The sequence below is a fragment of the Xanthomonas sp. WHRI 1810A genome, from assembly GCF_040202885.1.
GTDB lineage: Bacteria > Pseudomonadota > Gammaproteobacteria > Pseudomonadales > Pseudomonadaceae > Aquipseudomonas.
The window spans coordinates 484,553-502,770 of record NZ_JBEGED010000002.1 but is presented as its reverse complement, the minus strand read 5'-3'; the positions used below and the strand labels follow the sequence as shown (position 1 = coordinate 502,770).

Sequence of the window (18,218 nt, the reverse complement as noted above, 5' to 3'; positions counted from 1 at the left end):
ATTCCTAAAGTTTGAAATGAGTGGCGTAGGTCTGGTCTTTCCAGCGCAGCAACTTGCGCTCGGCGAGTTCAACACCGGCGTAGAGCACAAACCCCAGCGCCATCAGGCTGAAAATCCCGACCCAGACGGTGTTCAGGTCGTACAGCGAAGACGCGACGAAAATCACATGGCCGATGCCGTAGCTGGAAGAAATGAACTCGCCGACCACGGTGCCGACCAGCGCGAAACCAATGTTGATGCGGAAGGTACTGATCACGTAGGGCAGAGACGAAGGCACGACCACTTTGGTGAATATCTGCCACTTGCTGGCACCCAGCGAGATCAGCATTTTCTGCAGATCCGGGTCTGTGTCTTTGGCCGCCTGAAACGCCGCCAGCAAAGCCACGATCGAGGTCAAAGAAATCGACAGCGCGATCTTGGAGATCAGGCCGGTGCCGAACCAAAGAATCACCAACGGCGCGAAGGCTATTTTTGGCACGCTGTTGATGGCCACCAGGAAGGGCTCGATCACTCTGGCCACGTACGGGGAATACCACAGCAGCAAACCTGGCGCGGTGCCTAATACAGTGCCCGCGACGAAGCCGACAATCGAAGCCCACAGCGTGTAATACGCGTGTTCCCACAGTTCGCCCGATTGAATCAGCTTCCAGCCCGCCAACACGGTGCCGCTGGGAGAGCCGAACAGAAAAGCAGAAATGAATCCCGCCCGTACGCCGTACTCCCATGTACCCACGACGATCAGCAGAATCGCCAGTTGCACCAGTCCCACGGGGATACGTTGAGGCGGCGCTGGTGGGGCCTTGATCGGCAGGGTCGCAGTTGAAGATGACTGGCTCATGAGGCGTGGGTCCTGGCAGCGGTCTGGATGTCCAGTTCTCGACATAGCAGGTCGAAGTAACCGGCAAAGCGGGGATCGTGGCGCGCTTCCAGCGGGGAACGGGTTTGCAGATCGATACGTTGCTCGCTTTTGACCCGGCCGGGACGCGCGCTGAGCACGTAGATGCGCTGGGAAAGGGCGATGGCCTCATCGATGTCGTGAGTGACCAGCACCACTGTTTTGCCTTGCTGGCTGGCGGTGTCCACTAACATGGCTTCCAGATAGAGACGGGTCTGGTAATCCAGCGCCGAGAACGGTTCGTCCAGCAGCAGGATGTCGGGATCGGGCAACAAGGTTCTCGCCAGCGCCACACGCTGACGCATGCCGCCGGACAGCTCTTTGGGGTAGCTGTTCTGAAAGGGCAGCAGACCGAAATTCTGCAGATACTCACGGGCCCGCTCGACGGACTCCGCTCGTGGCGTGCCCTTGACCTCCAGACCGACGATTACGTTTTCCAGCACCGTGCGCCACGGCATCAACAGGTCGCGCTGCAGCATGTAGCCGACGCGTCCGCGCAGATGAGGCACCTCTTGACCGTCCAGTGCGATACGTCCGCTGTCGTGTTCAAGCAGGCCAGCGAGGATATTGAACAGGGTTGACTTCCCGCAGCCGGAAGGGCCGATGATGCTGACAAACTCGCCGGCCTGGACCTGCAGGTTAATGTCGTCGAGCACCGGTACGGCCTGAGCGTTAGTGTTGAAGGTTTTGCACAACTGACTTATCGCCAGTTTGGCCGTCATGCCGAGTGATCCTCATGCAGCTCGGCGGCGACGATGTCCTCGTTCGGCACTTCCAGGGCTTCGTTGAAACGCTTGAAAAAACTGCACAGGGCGATGCGGATGGTCAATTCCACAACCTGTTCTTCGCTGTAGTACTCGCGCAGTCGGCGATGCACATCATCGCTGATCCGGTTGGGTGTCAAGGTGACCAGCCGCGAGTAATCGCGCACCAGCAGGTCCTGTGCGTCCAGGCCGGGTACTTGCTCATCGAGCAAGTGCTCGATCGCCTCAAGGCTGATGCCCTGCGCCGCAAGCTTGGGTTCATGCAGGGTGATGCAGTAATGGCAGGCATGGGCCTTGGACGCGGTGAGCAGGGCGATTTCCAGATGCCGGGGTGAAATCAGCCCATCGCGCTTGGACTGAACCAGATACCCGAACAAATGTTCCAGCGCTGGAGGGCGATGGGCGAATGCGCCGAGCAGACTGGCGTATGGGCCATAGTCTTGTAGCAGGCGATCAAGGGTGTTGGCAGTGGTGGGTTCAAGGTTCTGGCGATCCAGGACGGTAAGGCGAGACATCGTGACGTCAATCCGCGAACAATAGGGGAGGCGATTCTAGGTAGCGCATGGCCAAGTGCTAAATACCGAGTTGGAATGAGCTTATACGTTTGATTTTAAGCCCATCGACGCAGTGCACAGCCAACGTTCGCCCATTTACACGACCCATTAGACCGCAGCTGTCATGCCTTGAAGTATATCTGCGCCGCATTACCACCCAGCCCCTCGGCCCCGACAAAGAAGTCGCTCACGCGTTTGTCGTAGACGATGGGGTTGACCACGGTCGAAATGCCCAGATCGGGCAGGTCCTCGACAATGGTTTTCTGGAACTCGGAAAACAGCGCAAAACGTTTGGACACATCGGTCTCCACCGCAGCCGCTTCCAGCAGCTGGTCGACCTTCGGATTGCTGTAGTGAGCGCCGTTGGAGAACGGCACGCCGGGCTGGAAATTCTTCGACCAATACAGCCGCTGCACGCCCACGGTCGGATCAAACAGGTTGCTCATGCCGTTGAGGGTGAAATCGAAATCGCGGTCGGTGTAGACGCGTTTCACGTAGGTCGCAAAATCCTGTGAGCGCAGGGTCACCTGAATGCCGATCTTCGCCAGCGCTTGCTTGATGTAGTCGGCGGTGCGTCGATAGGTTTCAGGGCCAGGCAATGGGTCCAGCGTAAGCTTGAAGCGTACGCCGCTGCCATCGCGGGCAAATCCCGCGTCGTCGAGCAACTGATTAGCTTTGGCCACGTCGAACGCGTAACGCGGCAAGTCCGGTGCATAGAACGCTTTCATGTCCGGGCTGATCGGCCCGTAAAGCGGCTGCCCGTAGCCAAGGAAAATGGTCTTGCGGATGAACTCAAGGTTGATCGCGTGGGCAATGGCGGTGCGCACCTCATGTTTTTGCAGGTACTGATTGTCGAAGTTGAATTCCACGCGGGTGATGCCGTTGATGTACGGCTCGCCGCGATCCTCGATGCTCAGGCGCGTATTGCTTTTGATCCGGTCGATATCACTGAGCGGCACGCCGCCGGTCGAGATATCGATTTCACCGGCCTCCAGCGCAGCAACGGTGGCCGCCGAGTCGGCAATGAAACGCACGATGATGCGATCGAGATACGGTTTGGGCGCGTCCCAATAGTTGGGGTTGCGCTCCAGAATCACATGGCTGCCGCGCACCCATTCCTTGAACACGAAAGGCCCGGTGCCGATAGGCGCGGTGGCGTTGGCGTGGGTTTCCGGGCGCGCGTCGCCGTACACGTGTTTGGCCACAATCGGCGATTCGCATGCAGCGAGTGCCGTGAGCAGATACGGCGCAGGCTTGCTCAGCTTGAGCTGCATTAGATGCGGGTTGATTGCCGTGACGCTCGCGACGTTGGCGAAGGTCGCGCGGCCTCGCGGGTTGGAGGCCTTCAGGGTTTGCAGCGAATACACGACGTCGTCGGCGGTAAAATCCTGACCGTCGTGCCACTTCACCCCTTCGCGCAATTTGAAGCTGTATTCCAGGCCGTCATCGCTCACGGTCCAGGCGGTGGCGAGTTGCGGCAGCGGCTTAAGGTCCAGATCGTAGGTCAACAAGCCTTCGGTGACCTTGCCGGTGATGTACACCGCAGCGCCCGCCGTGTGCGTCAGGTTTACCAGAATCGGCGGTTCGATGGCGATATGCATTTTCAGGGTGCCGCCGCGCACGGGGGTGTCGTCGGCGAACGAGAAGCGCGGCGTCAGTTGCAGGAGGGTGCCGCTGGCACCGGCGTAGGCCAGCAGTTGGCGTCGAGTCAGGGTCATCATGGGTTTCCGTCAGGGCTGGGCCGAAGTCATTTACGGCCTTGAGCGTGAGTGGGATTGAACGCGTCGGTGAGGCCGTCGCCGATCAGGTTGAAAGCCAGTACCGTGAGAAAGATTGCAAGGCCGGGGATCGCCGTGAGGTACCAGGCGGTACGAATCTGTTCGCGACCGCTGCCGATCATGCTGCCCCAACTCACCTGATTCGGATCGCCCAGGCCCATGAACGACAGTGCCGATTCCATCAGTACCGCCGAGGCGACCATGATCGAAGCGGTGACGATCAGCGTCGGCAGAATGTTCGGCAGGACCTCCAGCACGATGATCCGCAGGTGCGTGTAACCAACGCTGCGGGCGGCGAGGATGTACTCGCGTTCGCGGATCGAGCGCACTTCGGCGCGCACCAGACGGGCTACCGTGGGCCAGGAAATGATGCCGATGGCGAAAATCAGGGTCGGCACTGAAGGCTGCGCAATCGCGACCAGCGCCACCATCAATACGAAGCTGGGCATGGTCTGGAAGATCTCGATCAGGCGCTGCAGGCTGTAGTCGATCTGGCCACCGAAATAGCCGGCGAGGGCGCCAATGCTCAACCCCAGAGCGACGCCGAACAGGCTCGCCAGAATCCCTACCTGGAGCGACACGCGCCCGCCGTGAACCACACCGGCCATCACGTCGCGGCCCAACGCGTCGGTGCCCAGTGGGTAATGCCAATCTTGTCCCGGCCAGAGCAAGGCGTCGGCTTCCATACTCAGCGGATCACCGGGGTAGAGCAGGGGCGCAAACACGGCGAGGGCGGTGATGGCAATCAGGAAAATCAGCCCGGCCACTGCGGTGGGGTTACGCACAAAGCGCTTGAAGGCAGGGCTGCGGCGCGAACTCATCGAGGGCTCCGGATGCGCGGGTCAAGCCAGGTTTGCAGCAGATCCACGAGCACGTTGGTGATGATCACCAGCAGTGAGGAGATCAACAGAATGCCCAGCAGCACGTTGTAGTCACGCGCCATCACCGCGTCGTAGGCCAGGCGTCCGAGACCCGGGAGGCTGAACACGGTTTCGATCACTACCGCGCCCCCCAGCATGCCGCCAAAATGTAGTCCGGCCATGGTGGTGATCGGCAACAGCGCGTTGCGCAGTACATGCTTGAACGTGATGACCCAGGGCGACAGGCCCTTGGCGGCAGCAGTGCGCACGTAGTCTTGAGCGCCTGCTTCGAGCATTGAAGCGCGGGTTAGCCGCGCGTAGATCGCGATGTAGATCAGCGCCAGGGAGCTGGCCGGCAGCGCCATGTAGCGCAAGGTGTCGAGGATGCCCGCCCAGCCGTGCAGGTCTGCGCCGATCGTGCCGGCTCCGCCTGTGGGCAACCAGCCCAATTTGACCGAGAACACCACGATCAGCATCAGGCCGATCCAGAAACCGGGCACTGAATAAAAGAACTGCGAACACACCGACAGCACGCGATCGGGCCAGCGCCCGTGCCAGTGGGCCATGAGCATGCCCAGCGCGATGCCCAGCACCAGCGAGAAAAACAGCGCCAGCAGCATCAAGGTCAGGGTGGTACCCAGACGCTGGGAGATCAGGGCTTCGACGGTTGAGCCGTAGCGTGGCGAATAACCCAGGTTCAAGTGCGCCAGATTGTTCAGGTAATGCCAGAGTTGCACGGGGATCGACTGGTCCAGACCAAACTGGGAGCGCAGTGCGGCGAGACTTTCTTTGGTCGCTGATCCGGATTCGCCAGCCATGACGTCGGCTGCATCGCCGGGGGCCAGTTGCAACAGAAGAAAGTTGATCAACAGAATACCGAGCATGGTCGGCACGGTGTGCAGCAAAGTGCGCCAGACGGCGTTGCTTAATGTCAGCAATATCTTCATTGAATGATCCCGGCAAGTGCGGCGCTATTAACTATTTGCTTATAACCTTTGTCAATGAATGAAAAAGTAATAACGTTATGCCTTTGCACTTATCTAAGCATAGATAAAAAAGATATACCTTGGTCAATGCCCGGAGATTGACGGGCCGCAGTCGGATCATTACTGTCGGCCTCCAACCTGTTACATGCGCTGTACAATTTTCGCATATTCCGAAAAGTTATAGGGGCCACCAAAGTGGGTGGAACGCTTGTCCCTGCTTAATTAAATGAGGCTAGTGTGGCGCTTAATCATTCTATTGATGTTGACTCGACCCGTTTCGACACTTCGCCCGCCGACCGTTTGCAGCGTTTGCTGGCAAAAGTACCCGAATTGGTCGAAGAAATAGCCAAAGACGCTTCCCGGCGTGATCTGGAGCGGGAACTGCCGTTTGCAGCTTTCAAACTGATCAGCGCTGCCGGGCTTGGCGCGTTACGGGTGCCTGGAGATTTGGGTGGCCCAGGCGGCGGTGTCAGTCAGTACATTGAGCTGATCGCCACTCTGGCAAGCGCCGACCCCAATGTTGCACACGCGCTGCGCTCACACTTCAATTTCAGCGAAGCGGTGATCCATAGCCCTGATAGCCCGGAAAAACGCGATTACATCAGCAAGATTCTTGACGGCAAGCTTTTCGCCGGCGCACACACTGAAGTGGGGGCGCCGCTGGGGACGATTCTGACGAGGCTGACTCAGGACGGCGCCAATTACCGTCTCAACGGCAAGAAATGGTACGCCACGGGCTCTGCGTACGCAGACTTTCTGTCTTTCTCCGCCACCGACGACAGCGGCAAATTGATTTCAGTGCTGCTCCCCGCTGACAGGGCTGGCATTCATGTGTTGGACGACTGGGACGGCATGGGGCAGCGCCTGACGGCCAGTGGCGGTGTGCTGCTCGACAACGTCGAGGTGTTCGCCAGCGAGATCAAGACCCGCAGCCACAACGCCGACGTCGGACGCCATTGCTCAAGCCTGCGCCAGTTGCACCTGGCAGCCTGTGCTGCGGGCGTAGTGCGCAACATTCGCGAGGACGCAATCAGTTATGTGCGCAAACAGGCCCGGGCCGCTATGCACAGCCCGGCGGATATCGCCCGCGACGATCAGTTCGTGCAACAAGTCGTCGGCGAAATAGCCGCTAATACCTATGCTGTGGATGCATTGATTGCCAATACCGCGCGCATTCTTGATCAAAGTTCGGTTGCGTTGTTTGTTGCTCCAGCAACACTTGATCAACAGTTGATAGATGCATCGATTAGCAATGCGCAAATGCAAGTGGTGGTTGCCAAACTGGCCCTGCGTTCCGCTGAAGTGTTGTTTGAAGTGGGCGGTGGGTCCGCCACGTCACGTAAATACAATTTTGATCGGCACTGGAGAAACATTCGGACAGTGCTCAATCACAACCCGTTATTGCACAAAGCCCGCGTTGTGGGTGACTACTACTTGAATGACAACACCACACACTTGCGCGAAGGACTGGTCTTTTAGGTCCTGATCGGCGTCTAAGTGCAACACCGTTCAATGTTTCAACCGGTTCACCGTATCAACACCGTGTCAGCTGAAAACTATAAACGCGCAAGACCCCGCCAGGTACCGCTCTTTTAATAATCCTTGTTCGATGGCCAGGAACGTCCACCACGCCAGCAATAAATCGATTTTTTGCAGGTAGTCGCATGAATGCTCGTTTGAATACCCCACGCTCGCCCCTTGGACTGATGGTGTCCATCGGCGTCATGACGCTGTGCGGCAGCGCCGCCGTGTTTGCCGATGACGCCAGTGCCCCCCGCAACTCCGCCCAGTCCGGTAAAGGCGACGATGCCCTGGAAACTGTCGTGGTCACCGGGTCCCGCGCCGAGAAGCGCACCGTGGCGCAAAGCCTTGCGCCGATCGATGTGATCAGTGCCGAGGACCTGGCGCGCTCAGGCAAACAGAACTTGCGCGATGCATTGGCCGCGCAAGTGCCGTCGTACACCAACGACGCGGGTTTTACCGGTGCCAGCGGCATCGCCGTGAAGTCAGCGACCCTGCGTGGGCTGGGTGGTAACGCGGTGCTGGTGCTGGTCAACGGCAAGCGCCGGCACAACACCGCGCAGATTTTTCACCAGTCTTCGGCCACCTCCAACGGCCAGTCACCGGTAGACCTGGACCTGATTCCAATCAGCGCGGTCGATCACATTGAAGTGCTGCGAGACGGTGCCGCGGCCCAGTACGGTTCCGATGCGATCGCAGGGGTGATCAACATCATCCTCAAACGCAACAAAAGTGGAGGGCAGGCCACCGCGCTCTATGGCCAATACGGCGAGCGGGAAGGGCACAAAGGGTTTTACGGGGCCACCGGTCAAACCTCGCTCAATCAGGGTTTCGAGCTGCCCAACGATGGTTTCTTCAGCTTGAGCGGCGACGTCAAAATCCAGGAGACCAGCAACGCGGCGGGCTCTGTGCCCGATCGCACCAAGATCTACGCCGGCAACGACCCGCGCGAATACGGTGAAAGTCGCTACCGGCAGACCATGGGTCAGCCGCGGGTTCAGACTTATAACGCCGCTTACAACATGGAGCTTCCCCTCAACGACGAGCTGGATTTCTACTCGTTCTCGACCTTCAGTCACCGTGATTCCACAGGCTTTGGCACATTCCGTACTGCGGTCTCGGCGCAGAACGTTCCAGAAATCTATCCCGATGGTTTCCAGCCGAAATTTCGCTCGGTAGAAGATGACTTTCAGGGCGCGTTCGGCCTCAAGGGCAAGGACGTCCTGGGGTGGGACTGGGACGCCTCGACCAACTGGGGCCGCAACGACGTCAACCTGCGTAACGACGACTCGCTCAACGCCTCGTTCGGACCCGCCAGCAAAACCGATTTCGATAACGGCGATGCCATTTTCAGCCAATGGACCAACAATCTCGACATCAATCGTGGCTTCGACACGGGCGTTTTCAACGATCCGCTGCGTGTCGCAGCAGGTGTGGAATACCGGGTCGACACCTATCAGATCCGCAAAGGTGAATTCCAGTCCTATGCCGATGGCGGCTACGTGTACCCGGTCGGATCCCCGAATGCCGGCAAACGCCCCAACTCGGGCTCCGCAGGATGGGGCGGCTTCAGCCCCGCTGCCGAGGGCAGCTGGGACCGCAGCAACACCGCAGGTTACGTCGATTTCACGCAGAAGCTCACCGACAAATGGGAAGCAAGCCTGGCCGGGCGCTTCGAGCATTACAGCGATGTGGGCGACACGACCAGCGGCAAGCTGTCCACGCGCTATCAGCTGACACCTGAGTTCGCCTTGCGTGGCGCGATCAACAATGGCTTCCGTGCACCTTCGCTGCAGCAGCAACACTTTTCGTCAAGCACCTCGGCCTGGGGCGTAAGCCCGATCACCGGCCAACTGCAGCAACAGGTCACCAATTACGCCGTGCCGGGATCGGTGGCCGCCTCGGCGCTGGGCTCCAAGGAACTCAAGCCCGAAAAGTCGCGTAACTACAGCGTCGGTTTCGTGGCGACACCGACCAAGAATCTGGACCTGACGGTCGATTTCTACCAGATCGACATCAAGGACCGCATCCTTCAGACCAGCTCCCTGAGCGGACTTAACGACCCCAATGTCGCCAGTCTTCTGGCCGCCGCCGGTTTGAGCACCAGCCAGGCAGTCTCCTACTACGGCAACCTGGCCGACACCCGCACTCGCGGTATCGATCTGGTTGGGGATTATCGGACCGATTACGGCCCCTACGGTCGGGGCAAGTGGACCCTGACCAGCACTCAGAGCCTTCAGGAAATCCGTGGCATCAATGAGCCCGACACATTGGCGGGTACCGGCGTGAGCGTGCTCGGTCGCGACAAGCAGGGCAACCTGACCAGCGCGTTCCCGAAGAACAAGACGGCATTGCAGCACACCTGGTTCATCGATGACTTCGAGGTCACGCTCAAGGAAACCCGCTATTCGGCGGTGACTGGCAAGAACTACTACAACGAAAACCGCGACGAGAAGATTCGGCCCGCATTTATCACCGATCTGGACGTTGGGTTCAATGTCAGCGACCAGATGAAAGTGTCGATTGGCGGCCTGAATATTTTCAACAAACGGCCCGAGCAGCTCTCCGAACAGGCCAAAGCCTATTACCTGTTTCCGGTGGATAACCCGGCCTACAGCTGGTACTCGCCCTACGGCGTGGACGGCGGCTATTACTACGCGCGACTCGACTACTTCTGGTAATCGCGGCGGCGGTCGGGTCTATCCAGACCTGGCCGCCTCAGCCTTTCATTCGCGCTCTTTCAACCGATCCAGAACAGGACACCGAAATGGCTCAGCCACAACTCAACCCAACGTTTGAACGGTCGGCCTTTCCTACACCGCTGGATCATGCCGACAGCCCGTTGAGCAAAGCCCTCAAGCAACCGTTGTTGCTGGGGGTGTTTCTCAACATGCAGGACATCCGCCTGACCAATCACCCGACGTCCAACACCTGGACGTTCGACTACAACGCCAAAATCGTTCAGCAGGCGGAAGCGCTCGGGTTCGAGCTGGCGTTCAGTCGCACGCAGTGGCTGCCCAAGGGCGGTTATGACGGCGAAGCGTCGCTGGACTCGTTCATTGCTCTCGGGGCCATGGCGGCGATCACCAAAAGCATCATGCTGGTCTCGACCATTCATGTGCTGTACGGACCGCTGCATCCGCTGCACATCGCCAAATACGGCGCGACGCTGGACCACATCGCCAAGGGCCGCTGGGGCATCAATATTGTTACCGGGCACCGGCCTGTGGAGCATGAGATGTTCGGTCGTCCGCAAATCGAGCACGACCAGCGCTATCAGCTGGCGGGTGAGCTGTTCGACGTGTTGAACACGTTGTGGAGCAGCAACGAGAATTTCACCTACGAGGGGCAGCACGGCTGGAAAATCAAGGACGGGTTCATCACGCCCAAGCCGTTGTATGGCCGACCGATACTAGTTACTGCCACCGGTTCCGAGGCGGGCATTGATTTCGCTACCAGCCAGTCCGACCTGATCTTCATCACCAATTCATCCGGTTCGGGCATTCGCGAAACCTTGGAAGACATCCCGGCCCACGTGCAGAAGATCAAGGCCCGCGCCCGTCATTTTGGACGTGAAGTGCGCACGATCATCAATCCGATCATCGTCAGCCGCGACACCGAACAGGAGACCCGGGAGTACCTGGAAGGCATCGTCGGCAACAAAGTACCCGGCGCGTTCGGCAACCACAAGGCGTACGCCAGCGACGCCCACGCCTGGCGCGGCCGCGCGGAAGGCTCGCGCAATACCGGGTTGGGGCTGGGCGGCAACATCGAAATCGTCGGCACCCCGGAGCAGGTGGTCGAGCAACTGGTGGCGCTCAAAGCGGCAGGGATCGACGGCGTGCAGTTGAATTTCCACGACTTCGCGGTGGACCTGAAGCACTTCGGCGAACGCATCTTGCCGCTGCTCAAGGAAGCGGGTTTGAGGGTGTGATCATACGGGTCACAGCGGCGCAGCTGAACTGTAGGAGCGAACTTGTTCGCGAGGCGGTTTTGGCTGAATGACCATTTCCAGTCGCCTCGCCAACGAGTTGGCTCTACAGAAGATGCGGCGGCGGTGATCCACTGAAAAATGGTCAATCATCTATTCATCAGGAGCACATCATGAGTCTGGAGTTCATCGGCCATACCAGCAGCCGCAGCGGTGCCGAGGTGATCGGGGCCAGCGGCCCGATCATCGACAAGGCGTATATCAAGAACCTGGCGCAGATTGCCGAAGCCAACGGTTTTGATCGCTTGCTGATCGGCAGTTTCGCGACCTGGCCGGACAACAACCAGATCGCCGCCTACGTGCTGCACAACACCGAACGGCTGGGGGTGATGCTTGCCCATCGGCCGGGCTTCGTCGCCCCGACCGTGGCCGCGCGGCAATTGGCAACGCTGGATCAGTTCAGCGACGGTCGGCTGGCGGTGCATGTCATCAGCGGCGGCACCGATGCCGATCAACAGCGCGACGGTGATTTCCTCGCCCACGACGAACGTTATGCGCGCACCGCTGAGTACCTGACGGTGGTGAAAAAGGTCTGGCACAGCGATCAGCCCTTTGATCATCAGGGCGATTACTACCGCGTGAAAGGCGCGCTGTCGACCGTCAAACCGGTGCGTCCAGAGGGCGTGCCAATCTTCTTCGGCGGTTCATCGGCAGCCGCGTTCGAGGTCGCAGGCCAGCATGCCGAGGTGTATGCGTTGTGGGGCGAGTCCCTGGCGCAAACGGCGGAAACCATCGCCAACGTGCGTAGGGCGGCCGCCAGATACGGACGCGAGGATCAGATCAAATTCCTGCTGGCGTTTCGGCCGTTGGTGGCTGACACCGAAGAGGCCGCCTGGGCCCGCAGCCGCGAGCTGTTGGCTGCGGCGAGGGCCAAATATCCACCGGCGCCGACGCTGAATGAAAACGTCGGCTCCCAGCGATTGCGCGACGCCGCAGCCCAAGGCGCGGTACTGGATCAACGCCTGTGGACCGAATTTGCCGCTGCGACCGGCGCCCACGGTAACTCGACCGCACTGGTCGGCACCCCGCAGCAGGTGGCCGATGCGTTGCTCGAATACCACAAGATCGGCGTCGATAAATTCTTGATTCGTGGTTTCGATCCGGTGCCGGACACGCTGATTTTCGGCCGTGACGTGATTCCTCTGGTGCGCGCCGCTGTGGCCAGACATGCCTGAAGCAAGCCTGATCGATCAACTGTTCGGCGTCAGCAGGCTGATACCCGAAGGCGCAGCGTGGCCGTCGTCGATTCGGGTCAAGCATGGGCCGTTGAGCCGACTGCCGGCGCTGTTTCAACAGCCGCTGTTGAACAGCCTTGAGTCTTTGGCCGACCGCTACCGAGGCCCGTTGTCGTTTGGTCGTGGTTTACGCTCGCCGCAGACCTTTGACAGTCATGCCAACGCCGCCAGCCTGCTGCAATTGGGGCTCACTGTTTTCCTGCAGGACGTGGCTGGCACCCTCAATGGCGCGCCAGCTTTTCTGCGTGAACTGGAGCGTGAACTCGGGGTCGCGGCCGGCAGCGCCAGGCTGAGCGCGTTCGCCTCTGCGGGTGACGACGGCGTGTCCTGTCACTACGACGCCGAAGAAGTGATTTCCATCCAGCTGCTGGGGCGAAAGACCTTTCACTTCGCGCCCATGACCGAGATCCCGTTGCCCTATGGCGCCCAGTTCGGGCCGGACATGGTGGCCGTGGAAAACCTCTACGAACAGGCTCGCGACGGCTTTCCCGATCCTGCGCACGTGACCTTCGAAACCCAAGAGATGCAGCCAGGCTCGGTGCTGTATCTCCCGCGCGGGACCTGGCATAAAACCGAGGCTCAGGCGCCATCACTGTCGCTGAGTATCGTGATCCGCCCGCCCGTGGTGGCTGAGGCACTGCTGGGCTGGTTAAAGCCGTGGCTGATGGGAGATCCGCGCTGGCGTCTGCCGCTGTATGGCGACGTCGACAAAGCTGACGTGCAAACGCTGTTCTCGGAGCTGGCAGGGCGATTGAGCGAGAACGCCGTCACCCCTGTTTTGCGCTGGAACGCAGAGCCTTCGGCCGAGGAGTCGGAATTACTGCGAGTGCCTGGCTCGCATCTCACGTGGACCGACAGCCCGCAGGCGTCAAATGGGTTGTTGCGACCGCGATTGCAGGTCACTGCCCTTGATCAGGACTGGCGCCAGCGCGTCACTTTGGACAGTGAGATCCCGTATGCGCTGCGGCCTGCCATCGTTTGGCTGCAGCAACGACAAACCGCGTTCAATCTGCGCAGCCTCAGTGACGGGTTGCCACAGATCGCCGGTCGCGATCTGCGGCAGTTGCTGGACCTCCTGATCAAGGCCCACGCGCTCAGGGCATTGGTGCCGCGTTAGGCCAGGCGCACTTCAGACAAATTGCCAATGAAGCCGCCGCCGGTGGAGTCCGTCAGGTTGAGCACGGTGCTGCGCGCCAGCAATGCGTCTTCGCTTGAGATGATCGGGATGCGCGGCAGGTCCTCCAGCACTTTGGTCTGCACCTGGTGATAGAGATCCCAGCGGCGTTTCGGGTCGTTGTCGACCTGTGCCTGCTCCAGCAAACCATCGACTTCGGCGCTGGAATAGTGGGTGGCGTTGGAATACGCAACGCCTGACTGGATGTTTTTGGACCAGTAAAAACGCTGCAGGCCGATGGCTGGGTCCGGCGCGGTGGAGGCGGGGGACAGGTTGGTATCGAAGTCATAACGGCCGTAAACACGGTCGATGAACTGCGCGTAATCCTGATTGCGGATCTCCAGCTTGATGCCGATCTTGGCAAAGGTGCTGCGCAGGAAGTTCGCGGTCTGTTGATACATCGCTGAAGGACTGGGGTCATTCCTGATGCGCAAGCGAATGCCGTCCTTGTCCTTTGTCAGGCCGGCTGCTTCCAGCAGCGCTTCGGCACGTTTCAGATCGAAGGGGTATTGCGGCACATCGGCGCTGTAGAACTGCGGGAAATTCTTCGGGATCGGCGAGTCAGCGGTGGTGCCTTGCCCCAGCAGGATATTTTTCAGAATGAACTCCTTGTCGATGGCGTGGGCGAAGGCCTGACGGACGCGAATATCCTGGAATTCCGGCCGTTGCAGGTTGAATTCCAGCGCCATGATGCCGGTGCCGCCGTAGGTGTTCAAACGGTCGTAAACAGTCAGTGCCGGGTTGGTTTTCAGGCGTTTGATTTCGCTGTTGGACAGGGTGTCGGCGTAGGCCACCTGCACGGCGCCGGTTTCCAGCGCGGCCGATACCGAAGACGGGTCAGCGATGAAGCGATAGATCACCTGATCCAGCAGCGGTTTGCCGACCTGCCAGTAATGGGGATTGCGCTCCAGGGTCAGGTAGTTGCCGCGCACCCATTCCTTGACCCGAAACGGTCCGGTGCCGATGGGTGCGGTGTTGGCCGGATTGTTGAGAATGTCGGTGCCAGCGTAAAGATGTTTGGGCAGCACTTGCGAGTCGCGGGCGTTGAGCGCACTCAGCAAATAGGGGGTTGGTTTGGACAGGTTCCAGACGGCGGTGAGCGGGTCCGGGGTGTCGACGCTTTGCACGTTGGGGAACGCCGAGCGGCCCCGGGAGCTATATTTTTTCCATACCTCCATGACCGAGAAAGCGACGTCCGCTGAAGTGAACGGCTTGCCGTCGTGCCAGAGCACGCCGGGGCGCAGCTTGAAGGTGACCTGCAAGCCATCGGGGCTGAAACTCCAGCTTTCGGCGAGCTGGGGCTGCGGGCCGTTGGTGGGGCTGAGGTAGAGCAGGCCATCGAAAATCTTCGGCGAAATTAGCTGAGTTGCCGGCGCCGTGGTCAGGCCGGTCGTCAACACCGTGGGTTCAGGGTTTTGCGCAATGATCAATGTGCCGCCTGCGCTGTCAGCGAAAGCCAGGCGCTGTCCGAGCAAACCGACCGCAGCGGTGGAAGCCAGCGAATAGCCGAGAAATGTACGTCGCGTCACCATGTGGATTGATTCCTTATTTCATCGTTAGTCATGACGTTTCTGCCCGACGGGCGTAGCAGCTGTGTTTCTCGTCTCAGGCGCGGAGCGGCCCCAAATCAAGACGCCTCAGTTGCACCCGACCTAACGCAAATCCGGTTGGAGCGAGGCTTGCCCGCGAAGCTGGAAACGCGGTTTACCTGATACACCGTGCTATGGACTTCGCGGGCAAGCCTCGCTCCACAGAAACCCGTTGACCGTCGCTAACAGCACTTACCAGTCGTAGCTCACCCGTGCGTAATAGAAGCCGCCGCCAATACCGTACGGCGTGTTGCGGTTGGCGTAAGGGTCTTCGTGGTTGATGGTGGAGGCGAGGGTGTCAGGCTGATCCGGCGCCCGTTTGTTGAACAGGTTGTTGGCCCCAAGGGTCGCTTTCACGTTGTCGGTCACCAGATAACTGAGGCTGGCATCGGTAATGAACGAGTCACTGGTGGTCGAGTCTTGCGCGCTGTTGAGCACGTTGTTCACGGCGCGGGTCTTGGAGTAGTAATGCTCGGTCAACTGCACCTCGAACTTGCCCAGTTGCCAGTCCAGCGAAGCACGCACGATGTTCTGCGGCAGCGCCTGTTCCAGCAAGGTGATGCGCTCGCGATCCAGCAAACTCAGCCCTGCATTGGTCAGCACCGCAGGGTCGTCGACGCTTTTCACCTTGTTCTTGTTGCGCGCATACGACAGCCCCCAGTGCGCCCTGCCGAACTGATCGTAATCGGCGTCGTAGTCGGCCTTGAATTCGATACCTCGCGTCTGGGTATCGCCAAAGTTGGTGAAGTAACGCACCTGCTGTTGGCTGGTCAGCCCCGCGTTGGTCAGCGCTTGCGCCACCGCCGCGTTGTTGAAGCCGTTGAAGGCGCCGGTGAGAAAGATCCGGTCACGGATGTCGATCTGGTAAACGTCCACCGACGCCGAAAGTCGGTCGGTGGGCGTGAACACCAGGCCGAAGCTGACGTTGGTGGATTTTTCCGGCTTGAGTTTCTTCGCGCCCAATGCCTGGGCGGCAGGAGAGTCCGGGCGCAGCGTGTCGTAGTAATAGGAAATGTAAGACGTGTTGGTGATCGGGTCGTTGACCGGCTGCACCGTCGCGCTCTGGTAGTTCTGCTCGGCAAGGGACGGCGCGCGGAATCCGTTGCTCAACGTGCCGCGCACCGCGACCTGGTCATTGAACTGGTAACGGTTGGAAAACTTGCCAGCCACCGCCGAACCGAAGTCCGAATAATCCTCATAGCGCACCGCCAGACCGGTGTCCCACTTGGCGGTGATCTTCTGCGCCAGATCGATGTAGTACGCGGTGTTGTGGCGCGACTCGTCGAACTCGAACTGCGGGCTGAAACCGGTAAGGAACGCCGAACCCGCCCCGGCCAATCTGCCGCGCAAATTCACTGCCGGGTAATCGTTGGGGTAGCGATAGCCTCCACCGGCATAGGAGTAATACTCACCGGCGCCCAGTTCCAGGCTGTCATAGCGATACTCGGTGCCGACGGTCACGTTCAGCGGCGAGACGAACAACCCGGTGTCGAACGCGCGCTGTCCGGTCAGCGAGAGAATGCTCTCCGAAAACTTCAGGTCCCCGGCGTGCATGTTCTGCAATGGCAACAGCGCGCCGAAAGAGGGGTTGGTGGTGTTGAGGATATTGATGTCCGCGCGGTTCTGGCCGTAGCTCAGTCCCGCATCCCAACTCCAGCCCAGAATGTCCTCGGCCTTGATGCCCAGGTTCAGTTGCAGGTCGTCTTCCTTGGTCTGCAATCGCGAGCTGTAACCGCCGGGCGTGGTGACGATGTTGGCGGTGGCGTTGGTCTCGGAGCGGAACGAGCCCTTGGCTTCCGATGTGCGCGGGCTATAGGTCGCGAAGGAGTACAGCGAAAGGTTGTCATTGAGCGGCAGGCCAAGGTTATAGGCAAAGCTGGTGCTTTCCTGAATCGGCACGACTTCGTAGTTTTCCGGCACGTTGCGATCGGCGGTGGCCTCACGGGGATCGCCGGGGGCGGCGTAGATTTGCCAGATCGATTGGGTCGGTTGCTTCCACGGCCCGACGGTATGGCTGTCGCCGGTTTTCAGGTACGACAGGCTGAGGTTGGCAAACCCGCCGTTTTCCCCCAGCGCAAACCCTGAGTTCAATCCGCCGGTGTAGGTGGCACCGGCATCGCCGAGGTTGCCGACCTTGGATACATCGTGGTTGTACTCGCCATAGGACACATCCGCCGAGCCGCCTGAGGAGGCTGACTTGAGGATCACGTTGATCACCCCGGCAATCGCGTCGGAACCGTATTGGGCAGCGGCCCCGTCGGTGAGCACTTCAACCCGTTCAACCGCCGAGATCGGAATCAGGCCCAGATCAGCTGCGGAAGAACCCAGGGTTGCGCCGCCGCTGTTGTTGATCATCGAGGTGCCGTGCCGCCGCTTGCCGTTGACCAGCACCAACACCTGATTGCCTGAAAGGCCGCGCAGGGAAGAGCCGCCGACGTTCTTGGACAGGGCGCCACCGTTGCTGTTGATGTTGGTATAAGACGGCGCGACCTGAGACAGGGCCCGGCGCAGATCGCTGGCACCGGTGGCGCGCAACGCGTCGCCTTTGATCAGTTGCACTGGAGCCAGAGCTTTGAGCGCGGTGGTCTCGACCCTGGAGCCGGTGACGACCACGGTTTCAAGTCGTTCTTTTTCGTAATCGGTTTCGGCTTTTACGCTGTCGATCGGCGCAAGGCTGACCGCGCCCATGGAAAATACAACGCCTAGGGTGTGTCGTCTGGACTGGAGTGAAGACATGTGTGCGTGCCTGGTATTGCCTCTGCATTCTGGGCTGTGTGTGCAGTAGTGGTTGGACGCTGGCTGGTTTGAGCCTGGCAAATGGGAGTGGTGTTCGTATGTGCCGCTTCGAGTGTTTTTTCGGGTGGGTGTCTC

General features: G+C 59.8%; 13 protein-coding genes. 5 read left to right on the top strand and 8 right to left on the bottom strand.

What is annotated here, in order from left to right:
- Nucleotides 1–4: 4 nt before the first annotated feature.
- The 6 genes from ABQX22_RS05545 to ABQX22_RS05520 all read right to left on the bottom strand — a co-directional run bounded on the left by ABQX22_RS05545 (nt 5) and on the right by ABQX22_RS05520 (nt 5,798).
- Nucleotides 5–838, bottom strand: a complete 834-nt coding sequence (locus tag ABQX22_RS05545; protein ID WP_349797311.1) for an ABC transporter permease — start codon at nt 836–838, stop codon at nt 5–7.
- Nucleotides 835–1,617, bottom strand: coding sequence for an ABC transporter ATP-binding protein (locus ABQX22_RS05540; RefSeq protein WP_349797309.1), 783 nt, complete (start codon nt 1,615–1,617; stop codon nt 835–837). Before ABQX22_RS05540 ends, ABQX22_RS05545 begins: the two co-directional genes overlap by 4 nt.
- Complete coding sequence (locus ABQX22_RS05535; RefSeq protein WP_349797307.1) at nt 1,614–2,174, bottom strand: carboxymuconolactone decarboxylase family protein; 561 nt, start codon at nt 2,172–2,174, stop codon at nt 1,614–1,616. Before ABQX22_RS05535 ends, ABQX22_RS05540 begins: the two co-directional genes overlap by 4 nt.
- A 161-nt stretch (nt 2,175–2,335) precedes the next feature.
- Nucleotides 2,336–3,934, bottom strand: a complete 1,599-nt coding sequence (locus ABQX22_RS05530) for an ABC transporter substrate-binding protein (protein ID WP_349797305.1) — start codon at nt 3,932–3,934, stop codon at nt 2,336–2,338.
- 26 nt (nt 3,935–3,960) lie between these two features.
- Entirely contained in the window at nt 3,961–4,812 is an 852-nt protein-coding gene (locus ABQX22_RS05525) for an ABC transporter permease (RefSeq protein WP_349797303.1), read from the bottom strand.
- Nucleotides 4,809–5,798: an ABC transporter permease gene (locus ABQX22_RS05520; RefSeq protein WP_349797300.1), complete on the bottom strand. Its 990-nt coding sequence runs from the start codon at nt 5,796–5,798 to the stop codon at nt 4,809–4,811. The genes ABQX22_RS05525 and ABQX22_RS05520 overlap by 4 nt, the downstream gene beginning before the upstream one ends.
- A 339-nt stretch (nt 5,799–6,137) precedes the next feature.
- Here ABQX22_RS05520 and ABQX22_RS05515 point away from each other — a divergent pair, with 339 nt between their 5' ends.
- From ABQX22_RS05515 to ABQX22_RS05495, 5 genes are all read left to right on the top strand, one after another.
- On the top strand, nt 6,138–7,316 hold the full coding sequence (locus ABQX22_RS05515; RefSeq protein ID WP_349797298.1) for an acyl-CoA dehydrogenase family protein: 1,179 nt from the start codon (nt 6,138–6,140) through the stop codon (nt 7,314–7,316).
- A 185-nt stretch (nt 7,317–7,501) separates the two neighbouring features.
- Nucleotides 7,502–10,039, top strand: coding sequence for a TonB-dependent receptor plug domain-containing protein (locus ABQX22_RS05510; protein WP_349797296.1), 2,538 nt, complete (start codon nt 7,502–7,504; stop codon nt 10,037–10,039).
- A gap of 86 nt (nt 10,040–10,125) precedes the next feature.
- Nucleotides 10,126–11,292 carry an LLM class flavin-dependent oxidoreductase gene (locus ABQX22_RS05505; protein WP_349797294.1) on the top strand — a complete coding sequence of 389 codons (1,167 nt, stop codon included), beginning with the start codon at nt 10,126–10,128 and terminating at the stop codon, nt 11,290–11,292.
- Between the two features lie 170 nt (nt 11,293–11,462).
- On the top strand, nt 11,463–12,524 hold the full coding sequence (locus ABQX22_RS05500; protein ID WP_349797292.1) for an LLM class flavin-dependent oxidoreductase: 1,062 nt from the start codon (nt 11,463–11,465) through the stop codon (nt 12,522–12,524).
- On the top strand, nt 12,517–13,701 hold the full coding sequence (locus tag ABQX22_RS05495; protein ID WP_349797290.1) for a JmjC domain-containing protein: 1,185 nt from the start codon (nt 12,517–12,519) through the stop codon (nt 13,699–13,701). The genes ABQX22_RS05500 and ABQX22_RS05495 overlap by 8 nt, the downstream gene beginning before the upstream one ends.
- Here the strand turns inward: ABQX22_RS05495 and ABQX22_RS05490 are convergent.
- Nucleotides 13,698–15,290 (bottom strand): ABC transporter substrate-binding protein, encoded by a 1,593-nt coding sequence (locus tag ABQX22_RS05490; protein WP_349797288.1) that lies wholly within the window; start codon nt 15,288–15,290, stop codon nt 13,698–13,700. The genes ABQX22_RS05495 and ABQX22_RS05490 overlap by 4 nt on opposite strands.
- A 249-nt stretch (nt 15,291–15,539) precedes the next feature.
- Complete coding sequence (locus tag ABQX22_RS05485; RefSeq protein ID WP_349797286.1) at nt 15,540–18,083, bottom strand: TonB-dependent receptor plug domain-containing protein; 2,544 nt, start codon at nt 18,081–18,083, stop codon at nt 15,540–15,542.
- Between the last annotated feature and the right edge of the window lie 135 nt (nt 18,084–18,218).